An 18,417-nucleotide genomic window follows, 5' to 3' on the forward strand; every position below is an offset into this window, starting at 1 on the left:
GTAGCGGGCATGCCGACCATGAGCAGCGCCACGCTCAGCCCCAGTAGCCCGGCGCGGCGTAACAGGCCTTGAGATGGTCGATGAAGTGGCGCACCCGCAGCGGCAGGAACTTGCGTTGAGGCACCATGGCGTACACCGGGTAATCCGGCGAGGAAAAGCTGTCCAGCACCGTCACCAGCCTCCCTTCGGAGAGATCGTCCTTGACCTCCCACAACGAGCGCCAGGTAAGCCCGTACCCCTGCAGCGCCCAGTCGTGCAGCACCGCGCCGTCATTGCATTCCAGCGTGCCGGAGACCTTGAGATTGACCGGCTCGCCGTCGCGGGTGAAGGTCCAGCCGCGGCTCTGACTCTCGCCCAGCGACAGGCAGTTGTGCTGCGCCAGGTCGTCCAGCGTGCGCGGCGTGCCGTGGCGCTCCAGGTAGCTCGGCGCGGCTACCACCACGCGATAGTTTTCGGCCAGGCGGATCGCCACCAGGCTGGAGTCGGAGAGGTCCGAAATCCGGATGGCGCAGTCGACGCGGTCGCGCACCAGGTCGACCAGGCGGTCCGACAGGTCGAGCGTCACCTTCACGTCCGGGTGCAGCTGCTGAAAACTGGCGGCGTGCGGGGCGACGTGACGGCGGCCGAAACCGGCCGGGGCACTTACCCGCAGGTGACCACGCGCCCGCGCGCTGCCGGACGCCACCGCCGCCTCGGCTTCGGCCAACTCGGCCAGGATGCGCAGGCTTTCCTCGTAGAAGGCGCTGCCCTCCTGCGTCAGCGTGACGCTGCGCGTGGTGCGCACCAGCAGCTTGGCGCCGAGGCGCTCCTCCAGGGCATCCAGACGGCGGCCGATCACGGCCGGCACCACCCCCTCGATGCGCGCCGCCGCCGACAGGCTGCCGTGAGCCACCACCGCGACCAGGGTTTCGAGTTGCTTGAACGTATCCATTAGCTCACAAAAAGTAAAAGATGCTATGGCATCTTAGGTCTTTTTTTGTCATATAAACATCACTAAACTGATCCCAGCGCATCGCGATACCATTTATGCCAAATTAAGAGGGAATAGTCCCCTGGTGTCGCCACGAAAAACCCAGGCCGGTTGATCGGGGACCAGCCCCAACGGAAACGAGAGAGAGTAACGTCATGACCCAACGAACCCCTTGCCATCGACTGCAGGTTGCCACCGTCCTCCACGCCTTCATCGAACAGGAAGTCCTGCCGGGCAGCGGCATCGGCTCCGCCGCGTTCTGGTCCGGTTTCGATGTCCTGGTGCACGAACTGGCGCCGAAGAACCGCTCCCTGCTCGCCGAGCGCGACCGCCTGCAGAGCGAAATCGATACCTGGCACCGCCAGCATCCGGGCCCGATCGCGGACATGGCCGCCTACAAGGCGTTCCTCACCTCCATCGGCTACCTGAAGCCGGTGCCGGCCGACGGCCGCATCAGCACCAGCAACATCGACAGCGAAATCGCCGAGCAGGCCGGCCCGCAGCTGGTGGTGCCGGTGATGAACGCGCGCTACGCCCTGAACGCCGCCAACGCGCGCTGGGGCAGCCTGTACGACGCGCTGTACGGCACCGATGCCATCGCCGAGGACGATGGCGCCAGCCGCAGCGGCGGCTACAACCCGGTGCGCGGCGCCAAGGTGATCGCCTTCGGCCGTGACTTCCTCGACGCCAGCGCGCCGCTGGAAACCGGTTCGCACCACCAGGCCGCGGCCTACCGCGTGACCGGTGGCCAGCTGCAGGTCGAGCTGCAGGACGGCCGCACCAGCTCGCTCAAGCAGCCGGAGCTGTTCCTCGGCTACAACGGCGACGCCGCCGCGCCGACCTCGGTGCTGCTCAAGCAGAACGGCCTGCACTTCGAGATTCAGATCGACAAGAGCAACCCGATCGGCGCCCAGGACGGCGCCGGGGTCAAGGACATCGTGATGGAAGCCGCCATCACCACCATCATGGACTGCGAGGACTCGGTCGCCGCGGTCGACGCCGACGACAAGGTCGTGGTGTACCGCAACTGGCTCGGCCTGATGCAGGGCACGCTGACCGAAGAAGTGAGCAAGGGCGGCAAGACCTTCACCCGCGCCCTCAACCCGGACCGCCGCTATACCGCGGCCGACGGCAGCACGCTGACGCTGCACGGCCGCAGCCTGATGTTCGTGCGCAACGTCGGCCACCTGATGACCAACCCGGCCATCCTCGACGGCGACGGCCACGAAGTGCCGGAAGGCATCATGGACGCCGTGGTGACCACGCTGATCGCGCTGCACGACCAGCAGCGCCGCGGCAACTCGCGCGCCGGCTCGATCTACATCGTCAAGCCGAAGATGCACGGCCCGGACGAAGTCGCCTTCGCCGACGAGCTGTTCGGCAAGGTGGAACAGCTGCTCGGCCTGCCGCAGTACACCGTCAAGCTCGGCATCATGGACGAGGAACGCCGCACCAGCGTCAACCTCAAGGCCTGCATCGCCGCCGCCCGCCATCGCGTGGCCTTCATCAACACCGGCTTCCTCGACCGCACCGGCGACGAGATGCACACCTCGATGGAAGCCGGCCCGATGATCCGCAAGGGCGACATGAAGACCTCGAAGTGGATCGCCGCCTACGAGCGCAACAACGTCCAGGTCGGCCTCGACTGCGGCCTGCGCGGCCACGCCCAGATCGGCAAGGGCATGTGGGCGATGCCGGACCTGATGGCCGAGATGCTGAAGCAGAAGATCGGCCACCCGAAAGCCGGCGCCAACACCGCCTGGGTGCCGTCGCCCACCGCCGCCGTGCTGCACGCGCTGCACTACCACCAAGTCGACGTGCAGGAGGTGCAGAAGGCGCTGGAAGGCCAGTACCTCGACGTGCAGGACGACCTCCTGACCATCCCGGTGGCGGCCAACCCGAACTGGACGGCCGAAGACATCCAGCAGGAGCTCGACAACAACGCGCAGGGCATCCTGGGCTACGTGGTGCGCTGGATCGACCAGGGCGTGGGCTGCTCCAAGGTACCGGACATCCACAACGTCGGCCTGATGGAAGACCGCGCCACGCTGCGCATTTCCAGCCAGCACATCGCCAACTGGCTGCGCCACGGCATCGTCACCGAGGCGCAGGTGAAGGAAACGCTGCAGCGCATGGCCGCCGTGGTGGACGGCCAGAACGCAGGCGATCCGGCCTACCAGCCGATGGCCCCGGCGTTCGACACCTCGATCGCCTTCAAGGCCGCCTGCGACCTGGTGTTCCAGGGCTGCGCCCAGCCGTCCGGCTACACCGAGCCGCTGCTGCACCACTGGCGCCAGGTGGAGAAGGCGCACGCGCTGTAAGAGCCGAGGCGAAAGAGCATCTTTCTCCTCAAGGCAAAGCGGCCCGTCAGGGCCGCTTTTTCGTATCCTTTCACCTGGTCAATACTTCTCTGGCAGCGGTTTTGTCTAAGAAAAGACAATACTGTAGACAAAATACTTTGCCATGATTCACCACGGCACGCCCCCCGGGCGCAGCCTCACTCCCGCTCCACGGCAAAACCGACAATATTCTGACAATAACAACAGCAACTCAGACATTTCATTGCGAGCGTACGGCAAATTTTTTTTGTGCTTTGCCATAAAATTGCCACGATGCCGCAACATGAGTCCCGGTTTCGGCCCGATACCGCACAAGGAGTCTCCATGAAGTCGCCGTTCCCCCGCACCCTGCTGCTGGCCGCCGTCGCCACGGCCCTGTCCGCCCCGCTGCTGGCCGCCGAGATGAAATCGGTGGCGGTCACCGCCATCGTCGAACACCCGGCACTCGACGCCGCCCGCAAAGGCATCGAGGATGAGCTCAAGGCCGCCGGCTTTGTTCAGGGCAAGAACCTGAAGTACCAGTTCCAGAGCGCCCAGGGCAACACCGCCACCGCCGCGCAGATCGCCCGCAAGTTCGTCGGCGACACCCCGGACGTGATCGTCGGCATTGCCACCCCGAGCGCCCAGGCATTGGCCGCCTCGACCAAGTCGATCCCGGTGGTGTTTTCCGCCGTGACCGATCCGGTTGCCGCCAAGCTGGTGAAGGACTGGAAGCCGTCCGGCACCAACATTACCGGCGTCTCCGATGCTCTGCCGCTGGCCCCGCAGATCGAGCTGATCAAGAAAGTGAAGCCGGGCGTGAAACACGTCGGCATGGTGTACAGCCCGGGCGAGGTGAACTCGACCATCGTCGCCAAGGAACTGAAGGCCGAACTCGCCAAGCAGGGCATGTCGCTGCTGGAAGCGTCCGCCGCCCGCACCGTGGACGTGCCGTCCGCCGCCAAGAGCCTGGTCGGCAAGGTCGACGTGATCTACACCACCACCGACAACAACGTGGTGTCGGCCTACGAGTCGCTGTATAAGGTCGCCGTCGACAGCAAGCTGCCGCTGGTGGCTGCCGATACCGACACGGTGAAGCGTGGCGCCGTCGCCGCCCTCGGCCAGAACTACTACGACATGGGCCGCCAGACCGGCAAACTGGTGGTGCGCATCCTGAAGGGCGAGAAGCCGGGCGCGATCGCACCGGAAGTCGGCACCAAGCTCAATCTGGTGGTCAACCCGGCCGCGGCCGAGAAGCAGGGCCTCAAGCTGTCGCCCGAGCTGATCAAAACCGCCAAAGAAGTCATCAAGTAAGCCAGTCTTGTGACTTCGGCCAACCCGAAGTCTGCTCCCTCTCCCCGGGTCGGGCCACAAGCCCGGCAGGGGAGCGAACGTTTCACGAGGTGTCGTTTCATGTCCCTGATCGCCTTGCTGGGCGCCACGGAAATCGGCCTGATCTTCGCGCTGGTGGCGCTGGGTGTGCTGATTTCCTTCCGCATTCTGAATTTCCCCGACCTGACCGCCGACGGCAGCTTCCCGCTGGGCGGCGCCGTCGCCGCCACCCTGATCGCCGGCGGCCATGACCCGTGGCTGGCCACGCTGGCCGGCACCGCGGCGGGTGCCGTGGCCGGCCTGATCACCGCCTGGCTCAACGTGCGGCTGAACATCCTGCAGCTGTTGGCCAGTATCTTGGTGATGATCGCGCTCTACTCGGTCAACCTGCGCATCATGGGCGCACCCAACATGCCGCTGATCGGCGCCGACACCGTGTTCAGCCCGTTCATCGCCCGGGCGCCCGACTCGCAATACCTGATCCAGCCTCTGGTGCTGGCCGTGATCGTGGTGATCGCCAAGCTGGCGCTGGACGCCTTCTTCGCCTCCCAGTCCGGCCTGGCGATGCGCGCCACCGGCGCCAACGCCCGCATGGCGCGTGCGCAGGGCGTCGCCACCGACCGCATGGTGCTGCTGGGCATGGCCATCTCCAATGCCCTGATCGCGCTGGCCGGCGCACTCTATGTGCAGACCCAGGGCGGCGCCGACATTTCGATGGGCATCGGCACCATCGTGGTGGGGCTGGCCGCGGTGATCATCGGCGAGACGCTGATCCCGGGCCGCACCATCATGGTGGCGACGCTGGCCGCCGTGCTCGGCGCTCTGGTGTACCGCCTGTTCATCGCGCTGGCGCTCAACGCCGACTTCATCGGTCTGCAGGCGCAGGACCTCAACCTGATCACGGCCCTGCTGGTCGGTTTCGCGCTGGTGCTGCCGTCGCTCAAACGCAAATTCGCCGCCAAACGCTCGGCTGCCACCAAGGGGAGCACTGCTCATGATGCGCGCTAACGGCCTCTACAAAACCTTCAACCCCGGCACCCCGATCGAGAACCCGGCGCTGCGCGGGGCCTCGCTGGACATCCCCCAGGGCCAGTTCGTCACCGTGATCGGCTCGAACGGCGCCGGCAAGTCGACCTTCCTCAACGCCATCAGCGGCGACCTGATCGTCGACCAGGGCAGCATCGAGATCGCCGGGCGCGACGTCACCCGTCTCAACGCCTGGCAGCGCGCCGGGCTGGTGGCCCGCGTGTTCCAGGACCCGATGGCCGGCACCTGCGAGGCACTGAGCATCGAGGAGAACCCGGCGATCGCCTGGCAACGAGGTGAAAGTCGCGGCCTGAAAGGCGCCCTGAATGCCTCGCTGCGCAGCCTGTTCCGCGACAAGCTCGCCACGCTGAAGCTTGGTCTGGAAAACCGCCTGTCCGACCGCATGGGCCTGCTCTCCGGCGGTCAGCGCCAGGCGGTGAGCCTGCTGATGGCGTCGCTGCGGCCGTCGCAGATCCTGCTGCTCGACGAGCACACCGCGGCGCTCGATCCCAAGACCGCCGCCTTCGTGCTGGAGCTAACCGACCAGATCGTGCGCGAGAACCAGCTGACCGCGATGATGGTGACGCACTCGATGCGCCAGGCACTGGATCATGGCGACCGCACCGTGATGCTGCACCAGGGCCGGGTGGTGCTGGACGTGTCCGGCGAGGAGCGCGCCCGCATGGACGTGCCCGACCTGCTGGCGATGTTCGAACGCACCCGCGGCGAAGCGATCGCCGACGACGCGCTGCTGTTGGGCTGATCCCCGCCCCTTCGGCCAACCTTTGCAGGTTGGCCGAAGCTTTGGCGCGCGGCTGAACGCATCGGGTTGGCCGACACAGTTGGCGCCGCACTGAACTCATCGCGCCCGCCATCGTCATAGTCTCTTGTCACGACAGTGCCGCGCCGCTGAGCGATACTGTCATTACCCGCCTTCCCGAGACAGGAGCCCCCATGACCCGCCTCACCACCCTGTTGAGCCTGGCCGCCCCCTTGTTCCTGCTGGCCCCGCTGGCGCCGGCCGCCGAACGGGCCGACCCGGCCGCCACCGTGCTGAACCTGTCGGCCAGTACCCAGCGCGAGATCGCCAACGACCAGATGATCGCCACGCTGTACGTGCAGGACCGCCAGCCGCAGCCGGGAACGCTAGCTAACCGCCTCAACCAGCTCATCAACCGCGCCCAGAGCGACGCGCGCGGCTACAAGAACGTCGAAGTCAGCAGCGGCAGCTACAACAGCTGGCCCGCCTACAACAAGAGCGGCAAGATCGACGGCTGGCTGGGCCGTGCCGAACTGAAGCTGAAAACCCGCGACATGGCGCAAGGCAGCGAGCTGATCGCCAAGCTGCAGGGCTACATGCTGCTGGAAGGCGTGCAGTTCGTGGTGTCCGACGACGCCCGCCACGCCGCGGAAAAGGCCATGATTCCGGAAGCCATCGCCGCGCTGATGGAGCAGGCGCAGATCGCGGCCAAGGCGCTGGGCAAGAACACCCTCAACATGCACCAGCTCACCATCGGCAACCAGATGCCGCCGCCAGTACCGCTGTTGATGCGCAGCAAGACGCTGGCCATGGCCGCCGATGCCGAAGTCGCCCCGGCCGAATGGCAGCCCGGCCGCAGCCAGTTGCAACTGCAGGTCAACGGCCAGCTGGAACTCCGCTAAGAGTCTGTCCCAGTAGGCGAGCGAGCCGAGGCAGGTTGGGTGTCGCCGGAGCACAGGGACCGGAATGGACCCGTAGTCCATGAGGATTCCGAGCACCGCCGACGCTCAAGCTGCGAAGGCGCAGCCGACTAATTGGGATAGACTCTAAAGCGCTTTGAGGCGGCACGATGATACGTTAAAGTAAGCCTGCTTACCCGCCGGTCGACGTCGACCGGCTCCCCCACGACCAAGCACCCTGTTCATGCCATGAAACTGATCGCGTCACTCACCAGTCCCTACGCCCGCAAAGTGCGGATCGTGCTCGCCGAAAAAATCGACTGCCCGATCCTGATCGACCAGCCTTGGGAGGCCGATTCGCAAGTTGCCCGCTACAATCCGCTCGGCAAGGTGCCGGTGCTGGAGCTGGACGACGGCAACACGCTGTACGACTCGCGCGTGATCGTGGAGTACCTCGACAACATCTCGCCGGTGTCGCGCCTCTTGCCGCAGGACAACCGCTCGTTCATCGCCACCCGGCGCTGGGAAGCGCTGGCCGACGGCATCTGTGATGCGGCCGTCGCCATCGTCATGGAACGGCGCCGCCCGCCGGAGAAACAGAGCGAGGAAGCGATGGCACACCAGCAGCAGAAAGTCGAGCGCGGCCTGGCAGCGCTGGCGCACGATCTGGGCGAACGCCCGTGGTGCAACGGCGAAGGCTATAGCACTGGCCGACATCGCGGTCGGCTGCTGCCTGGGCTACCTGGACTTCCGCTTCGCCACGCTGGACTGGCGCGCCAGCCACCCCACCCTTGCCGACTACTACCAGCGTTTGTCGGCACGCCAGTCCTTCGTCGACACCGTACCGCCGACGGCCTGAACCGGCGCGGCACACCAGACAAACAAAAGCCGGGGTTTTCCCCGGCTTTTTGCTGCCCCTTTTTGCGGCCCTAGACCCGCCCCTGTCGCTCCAGCTCGTGGTATACCTGCAGCGCCACATAGGCGTCGTTGCCGGCGTACACGCACTGCGCCTCGCTCAGCACCGGGCTCGCCCAGTTCGAGGTCGACTGGCGCTTCGACTTGCGGAAACACTGGCCGAACAGGCGCGCCACCGCCTGCACCGCGCCCACGGTACGGTGCTCGCCCGGCTGGCGGAACAGCCGCCCGATGTCCACCAGCGCCGCGCACTCGATGCCCAGCTTGGCGCGGAGCCGCTGCACGTCGGAGCCCAGCTCGAAGCCGACCTTGCGGATCGCCGGCGACTCCAGAATCATCCGCAGCCGCGTCAGGTCGGCGAGGCGCTCCACCGGGAACAAGTAGGCGTGCGTGGCGGTGGCCAGCTGCACCAGGTGCGGCCCGCTCGAGGTCTCGCCCTTGTGGAAGGTCGGGCGCGACTCGGTATCGAAGCCGAGCACGCGGCACACGCTGAGCTGGTGATACGCCGCTTCCATCTCGATCTCGTTCGCCACCACGCTCACCGCCGTCGGCGCCAGCCCCGGATAGCTCGGGAGGGTACGGATATCGTCCTTGGACAAGTGTTGTTCTGCGGTCATGGGAAGACAGGTACCCGCGCGGGTAATGAAGGCCGGGCGAGTGTACGCGGCACCGGCGCGGAACACCAGCGCCGCGCTCAGCGCACGCCCGCCGCCAGCAGCTGGCGTTCGGCCCACTGCAGCAGCTCGGCGGCCTGCATTACGCCGCTGTGACGCGCCAGCTCGCGCCCCTGCCAGAACAGGATCAGGGTCGGGATGCTGCGGATCTGGTAGTGCCGCGACGCCTGTGGCGCCTGCTCGGTGTCGACCTTGACGCATCGCAGCGTCGGCCGCGCCTTGGCGGCGGCGGCGAACTGCGGCGCCATCATCTGGCACGGCCCGCACCAGCCGGCCCAGAAGTCCACCAGCACCGGCAGCTCGGTGCCGGCGAGAAACCCCGGCAGGGCGGCATCGGACAAGGCCAGCGGCGCGGCGGCGAGCAGCGCGCCGGCGCACTTGCCGCACTTGGGCGACTCCAGCAGACGTTCGTCGGGAACACGGTTGCGGGCACCGCAGGACGGGCAGACCAATTGCATTTCGCATCACTCCTTCATCAAAACCACACCACATCGACACCACACCGCGGCAACCGGGCCTAGCCGCCGGGCGGGGTGCCCTGGCGCCAGCGCCGGATGACGTAACCGTACACCGCCAGATTGACCGCCAGCACCAGCCCGGCCAGCACCAGCTGGAGCGCACGGGTCAGCGCCTCGGGATAGATCAGCGCCAGCAGGTAGTGCTCGACGAAGCCGCCCGGGTAGCCGGCGGCCCCGCCCAGCGCACGCAAGCGGTTTTCCAGCGGTGTCAGCGGGCAGATTCCGCCGCTCAGTTCGATCGCCATCGCCCATGCGGCGGCCGGCAGGTGCCACCACAGCCATCCGCGCCGCCGGCACGCCAGCAAGCCGCCCAGCAGCGCAAACACGATGAACCCCAGGTGCAGCAACAGCACGGCGTCGGCCAGCAGGCGGTAGATCACGTCGGCGCCCCGCCGCCATCGTGCCGGCAAGGCCTACCCCTGTCAGGCCCGCCAGCGCAGGGCCGGGGGCTCCTGAGCCGCCCACGCGTCGCGCAGGCCACCGTCCCATTCCGTGCCACAGCCAGCCGCATTCCCTTCTCCCTGCCCGGCAACGCCCCGGGCTCGCCCTCTCTAACTAGCCCAGGATGGCGACGCCTGCCAGGCTCCCATGTAAAAACCGCCCTCCCGGTGACGGGAGAGCGGTCGCGGTGGCGCCTTCGGCCAACGTTGGCCGAAGCCCGAGATCAGGCAGACAGTTCCAGCAGCAGCTTGTTGATGCGCTTGACGAAGCTGGCCGGGTCGTCCAGCTTGCCGCCTTCGGCCAGCAGCGCCTGGTCGTACAGCACCTGGGCGAGATCGCTGGCACGGCCCTCGTCCTGCTCTTCGGCCAGACGTTTCACCAGCACGTGCTCCGGGTTGATCTCCAACGTCGGCTTGGCCGCCTGCAGCACGCTCTGGCCGGCGGCCTTGAGCAGGCGCTCGAGGTGCGCGCTCATGTCGTGCTCGCCCACCACCAGGCAGGCCGGGCTGTCGGTCAGGCGCGCGGTGGCGCGCACGTCCTGCACGCGCTCGGCCAGCGCACTCTTGATACGCTCGAGCACCGGCTTGGCGGCCTCTTCGGCCTGCTGCTGCGCCGCCTTGTCCTGTTCGTCCTCCAGCTTGCCCAGATCGAGCGCGCCCTTGGCCACCGACTGCAGCGGTTTGCCGTCGAACTCGTGCAGCGAGGCGCTCACCCACTCGTCGACGCGGTCGGTCAGCAGCAGCACCTCGACGCCCTTCTTCTTGAACACCTCGAGGTGCGGGCTGTTGCGGGCAGCCGCCAGCGTCTCGGCGGTGATGAAGTAGATCTTCTCCTGGCCTTCCTTCATGCGCGCCACGTAGTCGGCCAGCGACACCGTCGGCGTGTCGCCTTCGCTCAGGGTCGAGGTAAAGCGCAGCAGCTTGGCGATGCGCTCCTTGTTGGCGAAGTCCTCGCCGACGCCTTCCTTCAGCACCTGGCCGAACTCCTGCCAGAACGTGGCGTACTTCTCGGCGTCGTTGGCGGCGAGATCTTCCAGCAGCGCCAGCACCTTCTTCACGCAGCCGGCGCGGATGGCGTCGATGTCCTTGCTCTGCTGCAGGATTTCACGGCTGACGTTCAACGGCAGGTCGTTGCTGTCGATCACCCCGCGCACGAAGCGCAGGTAGTGCGGCATCAGCTTCTCGGTGTCCTCCATGATGAACACGCGGCGCACGTACAGCTTGACGCCCTGCTTGCGCTCGCGCTCGTACAGGTCGAACGGCGCGCGCGACGGGATGTACAACAGTTCGGTGTACTCCTGACGGCCCTCGACGCGGGCGTGGCTCCACGCCAGCGGGTCGGTGAAATCGTGCGCGGTGTGCTTGTAGAACTCGCGGTACTGCTCGTCGCTGATGTCGTTCTTGGCACGGGTCCACAACGCCGAGGCGGCATTGACGCTTTCCCACTCGTCCGACACCACCTCCTTGCCGTCCTCGTCGAAGCTCGCCCCTTTCTTCATCTCGATCGGGATCGAGATGTGGTCGGAGTAGGTGCGCACGATGCGCTTGATCGACCAGTCGTTGAGGAACTCGTCCTCGCCTTCCTTCAGGTGCAGCACGATCTCGGTGCCGCGCGCGGCCTTCTCCACCGGCTCCAGGGTGTACTCGCCGTGCCCCTCGGACTCCCAGCGTACTGCTTCGCTGCTCGGCGCGCCGGCACGGCGCGTGGTCAGCGTCACCTTGTCGGCGACAATGAAGGCCGAGTAGAAACCGACGCCGAACTGGCCGATCAGGTTGGCATCCTTCTTGTCGTCGCCGGTGAGCGACTCGAAGAAGGCCTTGGTGCCGGACTTGGCGATGGTGCCGATGTGCTCGATCACCTCGGCGCGGCTCATGCCGATACCGTTGTCGGTGATGGTGACGGTGCGGGCTTCCTTGTCCAGGCTCACGCGAATCTTCAGCTCGGCGTCATCTTCCAGCAGCTCAGGCTTGGCAATCGCCTCGAAGCGCAGCTTGTCGGACGCGTCCGAGGCGTTGGAGATGAGTTCACGCAGGAAGATTTCCTTGTTCGAATACAAGGAGTGGATCATCAGGTGCAGAAGCTGTTTGACTTCGGTCTGAAAGCCCAGGGTTTCTTTCTGTGCGCTCATGGTGTCGTTTCACAGTTGTTGACGGAATGTGGGGGAAGTAGAGGCATAAGGCGCTATTTCAAGTGCCCGCAGGCATCGTGTATGCTGTTGACGCTGTCCGGACGGCCGGCTCCGCCTCGCAGCGGGGATACGGGCACGCCCCGGCACACACAAAACCACTGAGCGGAACCCATGCGCAGACTCCTCTCCTTCCTCTGGTGTTGGCTGGTGTTAGCCACGGCCAGCAGCCATGCTGCCGGCACCTTCACCGTCTGTTTCGAAGAGTGGCCACCCTACGCCCAGCTGAGCAGGACCGGCCAGGCCTACGGCCCCAGCATCGACATCTATCGCCAGGCGCTGCGTCAGGCGGGAATCCCCACGGTGGCGTTCAAGGAAATGCAGTACAACCGCTGCTCGGAACAGCTCAAGCAAGGGCTGGTCGACATGAAGCTGTTCGTGCTCGACAACGAGCTGCCCAGCCTGCCGCAGGCGCACGAGGCCACCGAGTACTGGCAGATCGCCGCCATCGTGCGCCAGGACTCGCCGCTCGCGCAGTACCAGGGCCTCGCCGACTTCGAACAGGCCCGCCTCGCGCTGATCACCGGCTACCTTTACCCCGAACCGCTGCAGGCCTTCATCCAGGCCCGCGCACTGGCCCGCCACCGACCCGACCCAGGCCTACCGCCTGATCGCCCGCAAGCGCGTCGACGCGGTGTTCCTCGACCTGCTGGCGTTCGAACAGAGCAACGCCACGCTGCGGCTACCGCTGCGCCCGCTGCATCCGGTGGTCGCGCGCCAGCCGGTGTACGCCGTGCTGGCGGCGCGCCACCCGGAGCTGCCGAAGACGCTGGATGCGGTACTCGCCCGCATGAAGCAACAGGGCGAGATCGACCGCCTCTACCGCCGTCATACCGGCCGCACCCTGACAGAGTGGCTGCACTACGCCGGCGCGGTCGACAGCGCCGAGACAAGCAAAACGCCCTGACCAGCAGGGCGTTTTTGTTCGCGAGGGAGCGCGCGGGCAACGCGTTCAGGAAGCGGCGCGCAGCCCCGGCGGCAGGGCAAAGGTCGTGGTCTCCTCGACGCCGTCGAGTTCGGTCACGCTGTCGGCCCCCAGTTCGCGGATGCGGGTGATCACGGCCTGCACCAGCACCTCGGGCGCCGAGGCGCCGGCGGTGACGCCGACACGGCTCTTGCCCTCGAACCACTGCGGCTCCAGCAGCGTGGCGTTGTCGACCATGTACGCCTCTACCCCCTTCAGCGCCGCCACCTCGCGCAAGCGATTGGAGTTGGAGCTGTTGGGCGAGCCTACCACGATCACCAGATCGCACTGTTCGGCCAACACCTTCACCGCATCCTGGCGGTTCTGCGTGGCGTAGCAGATATCGTCCTTCTTCGGGTTGGCGATGGCCGGGAAGCGCACGCGCAGCGCGGCGATGATGTCGCGCGTCTCGTCCACCGACAGCGTGGTCTGGCTGACGTAGGCCAGCTTGTCGGGGTTCTTCACCGCCAGCGTCGCCACGTCGGCGACGCTTTCCACCAGGTACATGTCACCGTCCACCTGGCCCATGGTGCCCTCCACCTCGGGGTGGCCGGCGTGACCGATCATGATGATTTCCATGCCGGCCTGGTGCATGCGCTTGACCTCGACGTGCACCTTGGTCACCAGCGGACAGGTGGCATCGTACACCGTCAGTCCGCGCTCCTCGGCCTCCTGGCGCACCGACAGCGGCACGCCATGCGCCGAATACACCAGCGTGGCGCCGCGCGGCACGTCCGCCAGGTCTTCGATGAAGATCGCGCCCTTGTCGCGCAGGTTGTCCACCACGAAACGGTTGTGCACCACCTCGTGACGCACGTAGATCGGCGCGCCGTAGAGTTCCAGCGCGCGTTCGACGATGGCGATGGCGCGATCCACCCCGGCGCAGAAACCGCGCGGGTTGGCGAGCATGATGGTCTTCGTCATCGGTTAATCCTTATCAGCAGCATAATTTGGTCGGGAGGGCGCGGCTGACCGCGTCAGCTCGGGCCGCGAGGCCCAGGCATCGCCCTTCCAGCGTCCCGTGTACAGGCCGGCCCGGGGGCAGGCACAAGCGCCTTCGGCCAACCCGGCCATCACCGTGACGGCTTTTTCAGGCCATCCAGCACCATCAGCCCAGCGCCGACACAAATGAACGAATCGGCCAGGTTGAACGCCGGGTAGTACCAGGCGTTGTAGTAGTGCACCAGGATGAAGTCGATCACGTGGCCGTGCAGCATCCGGTCGATCACGTTGCCCAGCGCCCCGCCCATGATGAAGGCGGCGGCCAGGTTCATGCGGCAACTGAAATGGCCCTTGACGATGCTCCAGCCCAGCCAGCCGGACACGGCGAAGGCCAGCAGCGTGAACAGATGCTTCTGCCAGCCGCCGGCGCCGGCCAGGAAGCTGAACGCCGCGCCCGGGTTGTACAGCAGGGTGAAGCCGAAGAAGCCGGGGACGACCTCGCGCACCTCGCCGAACTGGTACTGGCTGTTGAAGTACACCTTGCTCAGCTGGTCGAGCACGATCACCAGCAGCGCCAGCGCGAACCACTTCAGATAGCCCTTGCGGCCGGCGGCCAGAGCTGCGCTATCAGGCATGAACACGCGCCTCACCCTTGCCGTCGATATTGTCCACGCAGCGGCCGCACACGTTGTCGTGGCCGGCGTGGGCCCCGACGTCGTCACGGTAGTGCCAGCAGCGCTCGCACTTGGCGTGCTCCGACGGCGTCACCACCACACGCGTCTGCTCGGCCTCGCGCACCGTGGCGCGCGACACGATCAGCACGAACTTCAGGCTGTCGCCCAGCGACGCCAGCAGCGGATAGAGCTCGGCGTCGGCCTCGATGTCCAGCTCGGCCTGCAGCGAGGAGCCCAGCTTGTCCTCGGCACGCAGCGCCTCGATGTCCTTGTTCACCGTGGCGCGGAAGGTGCGCAGCACGTTCCATTTCGCCACCAGCGCCGCTTCCTGCTCGACCTCCGGCAGCGGGAACTCGTGCCAGAGGTGGAACAGCGTGCTCTCTTCCTCGCTCTTGGTCAGCACCTCCCACGCCTCGTCGGCGGTGAAGCACAGGATCGGCGCGATCAACAGCAGCAGGCTGCGCGTGATGTGGTAGAGCGCGGTCTGCGCCGAACGGCGGGCGCGGCTGTCGGCCTGGGTGGTGTACAGGCGGTCCTTCAGCACGTCCAGGTAGAAGGCGCCGAGATCTTCCGAGCAGTAACCGACGATCTCCTGCACCGCGTGGTGGAAGGCGTAACGGGTATACAGCTCGCCGGTCACCTTCTCCTGCAGCTCCTTGGCCATCAGGATGGCGTACTGGTCGATTTCCAGCAGGTCGGCGAACGGCACCGCGTTGTCCAGCGGGTCGAAGTCGGACAGGTTGGCCAGCAGGAAGCGCAGCGTGTTGCGCAGGCGACGGTAGCTCTCGGTGACGCGCTTGAGGATTTCGTCCGAAATCGCCAGCTCGCCGGAGTAGTCGGTCGACGCCACCCATAGGCGCAGGATGTCGGCGCCGAGGCTGTCGTTGACCTTCTGCGGTGCCACCACGTTGCCCTTGGACTTGGACATTTTCAGGCCCTTGCCGTCCACCACGAAACCGTGGGTCAGCAATTGCTGGTACGGGGCGCGGCCGATGGTGGCGCAGCCGGTCAGCAGCGACGACTGGAACCAGCCGCGGTGCTGGTCGGAGCCTTCCAGGTAGAGGTCGGCCGGCCATGCCAGTTCCGGGCGCTGCTTCAGCACCGCGAAATGGGTGGAGCCGGAATCGAACCACACGTCCAGGGTATCGGACAGTTTCTTGTACTGCTCGGCCTCGTCGCCCAGCAAGTCCTTGGCCTCCAGGCTGAACCACGCCTCGATGCCCTGCTGCTCGATGCGCAGCGCCACTTCTTCCAAGAGCTGAGCCGAACGCGGGTGCAACTCACCGCTTTCCTTGTGCACGAAGAAGGTCATCGGCACACCCCAGTTGCGCTGGCGCGACACGCACCAGTCGGGACGGTTGCCGATCATCGCCTCGAGACGGGCGCGGCCCCAGGCCGGGAAGAACTCGGTGGCGTCGACGGCGTGACGGGCGCGTTCGCGCAACACTTCGCCGCCGTGGCCCTGCTTGTCCATGCCGATGAACCACTGCGCCGTGGCGCGGAAGATGATCGGCGTCTTGTGACGCCAGCAGTGCGGATAGCTGTGTGCCAGCTTGGTGTGATGCAGCAGCGTGCCCTGCTCGGCCAGTGTCTCGATCACCTTGGGATTGGCTTCCCACACCGACAACCCGGCGAACAGCGGCGTCGTCGAGGCATAGCGGCCATCGTCCATCACCGGGTTTTCCACCGGCAGCTCGTAGGCCAGACCCACCTGGAAATCCTCCAGGCCGTGCGCCGGCGCGGTGTGCACCAGGCCGGTACCGGCGTCGGTGGTGACGTGATCGCCGCAGACGATCGGCACCACGCGCTCGTAGAACGGGTGCTGCAGCAGCAGCCCTTCCAGCTGCTCGCCGACGGCTTCGGCCAAGAGCGGCGCCTCTTCGCAGCCGTAGCGCTTGAGCGCGGCCGGTGCCAGTTCCTTCACCAGCACCAGCTTGCCCAGCGGCGTATCGAACAGCTGATAGGTGAGCGCGGCGTTGACCGCCACCGCCTGGTTGGCGGGCAGCGTCCACGGCGTGGTGGTCCAGATCACGGCCAGCGCGTTGTCCACGTTGGCCGAAAGGCCGAAGGCTTCCGCCAGGCGCGCACCGTCCAACACCTTGAAGCCGACGTCGATCGCCGGCGAGGTCTTGTCCTCGTACTCCACCTCGGCCTCGGCCAGCGCCGAGCCGCACTCGATGCACCAGTGCACCGGCTTCTCGCCCTTGAACAGGTAGCCGTTCTCATAGATCTTGCCGAGGGTGCGCACGATGTCCGCCTCGGTCTTGAAATCCATCGTCAGGTACGGGTTGTCCCAGTCGCCCAGCACGCCCAGGCGGATGAAATCTTTCTTCTGGCGCGCGATCTGCTCGTGCGCGTACTCGCGGCACAGCTCGCGGAACTTGGCAGCCGGAATGTTCTTGCCGTGCAACTTCTCCACCATCAGTTCGATCGGCAAGCCGTGGCAGTCCCAGCCCGGCACGTAGGGTGCGTCGAAGCCGGCCAGCGTCTTGGAGCGGACGATGATGTCCTTGAGCACCTTGTTGACCGCATGGCCGATATGGATGTCACCGTTGGCGTACGGCGGGCCGTCGTGCAGGATGAACTTGGGCCGCCCGGCAGCGAGCTTTCTCAGCTTGTCGTAGCGTTTCTGCTCGCTCCAGCGCTTGAGCCAACCCGGCTCGCGCTTTGCCAGATCCCCGCGCATCGGGAACGGCGTATCCAAAAGGTTGACGGTCTTGCGGTAATCGATACTCATGCCTGCTCTCGCTGCAAACTGGTCAAATAGGTTTTGGCACTGGCAGCATCGCGTTCGATCTGGGCTACCAGTTCAGTCAAATTGTCGTAGCGCTCTTCATCGCGCAATTTCTTCAGAAAACGCACACTCAGGCGCCGGCCGTAGAGGTCGCCGGCATAATCGAACAGGTGCACTTCCAGCTTGTAGTCCGGCGTGGTGCTGACGGTGGGGTTGAGCCCCAGGCTCGCCACCCCGCCCTTGCGCCCGTCCGGCGTATCCACCTCGACCACGAACACCCCCTGCAGCGCCGGTTTGCGGTGCGGCAGATGGACGTTGGCGGTGGGAAAGCCGATGGTACGGCCCAGTTTCTTGCCGTGCATGACACGCCCGGACAACTGGTAGGGCCGGCCGAGCAGGCGCTCGGCGGCGGCCAGATCACCGCCCGCCGGGCACTCCCGCACCCGGGTGCTCGAGGCACGCTCGCCCTGCACCAGCACCGACGGCATCGCCTCGGTGACAAAGCCGGGGCAGGCGGACAGGAGCCGGAAGTCCCCCTTGCGGTCAGCACCGAACTGGAAATCGTCGCCGATCAGCAAATAACGGGCCTGCAGTTGCTCGACCAGCACCTGCCCGACGAAATCCTGCGCTGCCATGCGCGAAAAGCCATGGTTGAAGCGGTAGACGAACAGGTAATCGATCAAGCCGAGCTGGCGCAGGAACAGCACCTTGTCGCGCAGCGTGGACAAGCGGGCAGGCGGCTGGCTCCGGGCGAAGAACTCGCGCGGATGAGGCTCGAACGTCAGCAAGGCTGCCGGCAAATCACGGGCATCCGCTTCCGCGCGCAAGCGGGCCAGCATGTTCTGGTGCCCCATATGCACGCCATCGAAATTACCGATGGTCAGTGCGCAGGCCGGCAGGCCAAAACGGCGAGGATCTCCAAGGAATACCTGCATCACCCGTTCTGCATTCCGAAAACTTCCGATTGTAGCGGTCGACAATGCCGAGCGTCCAGCCATTCCGCCGCACTGCCGCAAAAACAAAAAGCCCTGCTCGGCAGGGCTTTTCGTGCGGGAGATCCGGTCA

General features: G+C 66.1%; 17 protein-coding genes. 7 read left to right on the top strand and 10 right to left on the bottom strand.

Annotation, left to right across the window (positions count from 1 at the left end):
• Positions 1–34: 34 nt before the first annotated feature.
• Positions 35–931, bottom strand: a complete 897-nt coding sequence (locus tag ABKF58_RS01435) for a LysR family transcriptional regulator (RefSeq protein ID WP_482583148.1) — start codon at positions 929–931, stop codon at positions 35–37.
• Between the two features lie 194 nt (positions 932–1,125).
• Here ABKF58_RS01435 and ABKF58_RS01440 point away from each other — a divergent pair, with 194 nt between their 5' ends.
• From ABKF58_RS01440 to ABKF58_RS01465, 6 genes are all read left to right on the top strand, one after another.
• A complete protein-coding gene (locus tag ABKF58_RS01440; protein ID WP_482583149.1) occupies positions 1,126–3,291 on the top strand; it encodes a malate synthase G in 2,166 nt (721 codons plus the stop codon).
• Between the two features lie 342 nt (positions 3,292–3,633).
• Positions 3,634–4,602 carry an ABC transporter substrate-binding protein gene (locus tag ABKF58_RS01445; RefSeq protein ID WP_482583150.1) on the top strand — a complete coding sequence of 323 codons (969 nt, stop codon included), beginning with the start codon at positions 3,634–3,636 and terminating at the stop codon, positions 4,600–4,602.
• Between the two features lie 99 nt (positions 4,603–4,701).
• Complete coding sequence (locus tag ABKF58_RS01450) at positions 4,702–5,628, top strand: ABC transporter permease (RefSeq protein WP_008953247.1); 927 nt, start codon at positions 4,702–4,704, stop codon at positions 5,626–5,628.
• Positions 5,615–6,409: an ABC transporter ATP-binding protein gene (locus ABKF58_RS01455; protein WP_482583151.1), complete on the top strand. Its 795-nt coding sequence runs from the start codon at positions 5,615–5,617 to the stop codon at positions 6,407–6,409. The genes ABKF58_RS01450 and ABKF58_RS01455 overlap by 14 nt, the downstream gene beginning before the upstream one ends.
• 191 nt (positions 6,410–6,600) lie before the next feature.
• Positions 6,601–7,308, top strand: coding sequence for an SIMPL domain-containing protein (locus ABKF58_RS01460; RefSeq protein ID WP_482583152.1), 708 nt, complete (start codon positions 6,601–6,603; stop codon positions 7,306–7,308).
• A 246-nt stretch (positions 7,309–7,554) separates the two neighbouring features.
• Positions 7,555–8,238 carry a glutathione S-transferase N-terminal domain-containing protein gene (locus ABKF58_RS01465; protein ID WP_482583153.1) on the top strand — a complete coding sequence of 228 codons (684 nt, stop codon included), beginning with the start codon at positions 7,555–7,557 and terminating at the stop codon, positions 8,236–8,238.
• On the opposite strand, the gene ABKF58_RS01470 is transcribed toward ABKF58_RS01465, so the two are convergent.
• The 5 genes from ABKF58_RS01470 to ABKF58_RS01490 all read right to left on the bottom strand — a co-directional run bounded on the left by ABKF58_RS01470 (position 8,235) and on the right by ABKF58_RS01490 (position 12,623).
• Entirely contained in the window at positions 8,235–8,837 is a 603-nt protein-coding gene (locus ABKF58_RS01470) for a 3'-5' exonuclease (protein ID WP_482583154.1), read from the bottom strand. The two genes, ABKF58_RS01465 and ABKF58_RS01470, sit on opposite strands and share 4 nt — an antisense overlap.
• Positions 8,838–8,914: 77 nt before the next feature.
• Positions 8,915–9,352 carry a thioredoxin TrxC gene (gene trxC / locus ABKF58_RS01475; protein WP_482583155.1) on the bottom strand — a complete coding sequence of 146 codons (438 nt, stop codon included), beginning with the start codon at positions 9,350–9,352 and terminating at the stop codon, positions 8,915–8,917.
• A gap of 59 nt (positions 9,353–9,411) precedes the next feature.
• The gene (locus tag ABKF58_RS01480; RefSeq protein WP_482583156.1) at positions 9,412–9,822 is read right to left on the bottom strand and encodes a DUF2784 domain-containing protein; all 411 of its coding nucleotides are present in this window, start codon (positions 9,820–9,822) and stop codon (positions 9,412–9,414) included.
• Between the two features lie 254 nt (positions 9,823–10,076).
• A complete protein-coding gene (htpG, locus tag ABKF58_RS01485; RefSeq protein ID WP_482583157.1) occupies positions 10,077–11,981 on the bottom strand; it encodes a molecular chaperone HtpG in 1,905 nt (634 codons plus the stop codon).
• A gap of 210 nt (positions 11,982–12,191) precedes the next feature.
• Entirely contained in the window at positions 12,192–12,623 is a 432-nt protein-coding gene (locus ABKF58_RS01490) for a hypothetical protein (protein WP_482583158.1), read from the bottom strand.
• A gap of 49 nt (positions 12,624–12,672) precedes the next feature.
• Between ABKF58_RS01490 and ABKF58_RS01495 the strand changes: the two genes are divergently transcribed.
• Positions 12,673–12,945 carry a hypothetical protein gene (locus ABKF58_RS01495; protein ID WP_482583159.1) on the top strand — a complete coding sequence of 91 codons (273 nt, stop codon included), beginning with the start codon at positions 12,673–12,675 and terminating at the stop codon, positions 12,943–12,945.
• A gap of 45 nt (positions 12,946–12,990) precedes the next feature.
• Here ABKF58_RS01495 and ispH read toward each other — a convergent pair whose 3' ends face one another.
• The 4 genes from ispH to ABKF58_RS01515 form a co-directional block, all read right to left on the bottom strand.
• Positions 12,991–13,926: a 4-hydroxy-3-methylbut-2-enyl diphosphate reductase gene (gene ispH / locus ABKF58_RS01500; protein ID WP_008953256.1), complete on the bottom strand. Its 936-nt coding sequence runs from the start codon at positions 13,924–13,926 to the stop codon at positions 12,991–12,993.
• Positions 13,927–14,075: 149 nt separating this feature from the next.
• Positions 14,076–14,561: a signal peptidase II gene (gene lspA, locus ABKF58_RS01505; protein WP_482584419.1), complete on the bottom strand. Its 486-nt coding sequence runs from the start codon at positions 14,559–14,561 to the stop codon at positions 14,076–14,078.
• A 10-nt stretch (positions 14,562–14,571) separates the two neighbouring features.
• Positions 14,572–17,355, bottom strand: a complete 2,784-nt coding sequence (gene ileS / locus ABKF58_RS01510; protein WP_482583160.1) for an isoleucine--tRNA ligase — start codon at positions 17,353–17,355, stop codon at positions 14,572–14,574.
• The gene (locus ABKF58_RS01515; RefSeq protein WP_482583161.1) at positions 17,352–18,287 is read right to left on the bottom strand and encodes a bifunctional riboflavin kinase/FAD synthetase; all 936 of its coding nucleotides are present in this window, start codon (positions 18,285–18,287) and stop codon (positions 17,352–17,354) included. The genes ileS and ABKF58_RS01515 overlap by 4 nt, the downstream gene beginning before the upstream one ends.
• Between the last annotated feature and the right edge of the window lie 130 nt (positions 18,288–18,417).

Source organism: Pseudogulbenkiania sp. AW2-16, from assembly GCF_056824575.1.

Coding starts and splice junctions, on each gene's coding strand:
- trxC (WP_482583155.1), bottom strand. CDS start 9,352: ATGCAATTGGTCTGCCCGTCCTGCGGTGCCCGCAACCGTGTTCCCGAC.
- ABKF58_RS01445 (WP_482583150.1), top strand. CDS start 3,634: ATGAAGTCGCCGTTCCCCCGCACCCTGCTGCTGGCCGCCGTCGCCACG.
- htpG (WP_482583157.1), bottom strand. CDS start 11,981: ATGAGCGCACAGAAAGAAACCCTGGGCTTTCAGACCGAAGTCAAACAG.
- ABKF58_RS01460 (WP_482583152.1), top strand. CDS start 6,601: ATGACCCGCCTCACCACCCTGTTGAGCCTGGCCGCCCCCTTGTTCCTG.
- ABKF58_RS01450 (WP_008953247.1), top strand. CDS start 4,702: ATGTCCCTGATCGCCTTGCTGGGCGCCACGGAAATCGGCCTGATCTTC.
- ileS (WP_482583160.1), bottom strand. CDS start 17,355: ATGAGTATCGATTACCGCAAGACCGTCAACCTTTTGGATACGCCGTTC.
- ABKF58_RS01465 (WP_482583153.1), top strand. CDS start 7,555: ATGAAACTGATCGCGTCACTCACCAGTCCCTACGCCCGCAAAGTGCGG.
- ABKF58_RS01440 (WP_482583149.1), top strand. CDS start 1,126: ATGACCCAACGAACCCCTTGCCATCGACTGCAGGTTGCCACCGTCCTC.
- ABKF58_RS01515 (WP_482583161.1), bottom strand. CDS start 18,287: ATGCAGGTATTCCTTGGAGATCCTCGCCGTTTTGGCCTGCCGGCCTGC.
- ABKF58_RS01455 (WP_482583151.1), top strand. CDS start 5,615: ATGATGCGCGCTAACGGCCTCTACAAAACCTTCAACCCCGGCACCCCG.
- ispH (WP_008953256.1), bottom strand. CDS start 13,926: ATGACGAAGACCATCATGCTCGCCAACCCGCGCGGTTTCTGCGCCGGG.
- ABKF58_RS01470 (WP_482583154.1), bottom strand. CDS start 8,837: ATGACCGCAGAACAACACTTGTCCAAGGACGATATCCGTACCCTCCCG.
- ABKF58_RS01435 (WP_482583148.1), bottom strand. CDS start 931: ATGGATACGTTCAAGCAACTCGAAACCCTGGTCGCGGTGGTGGCTCAC.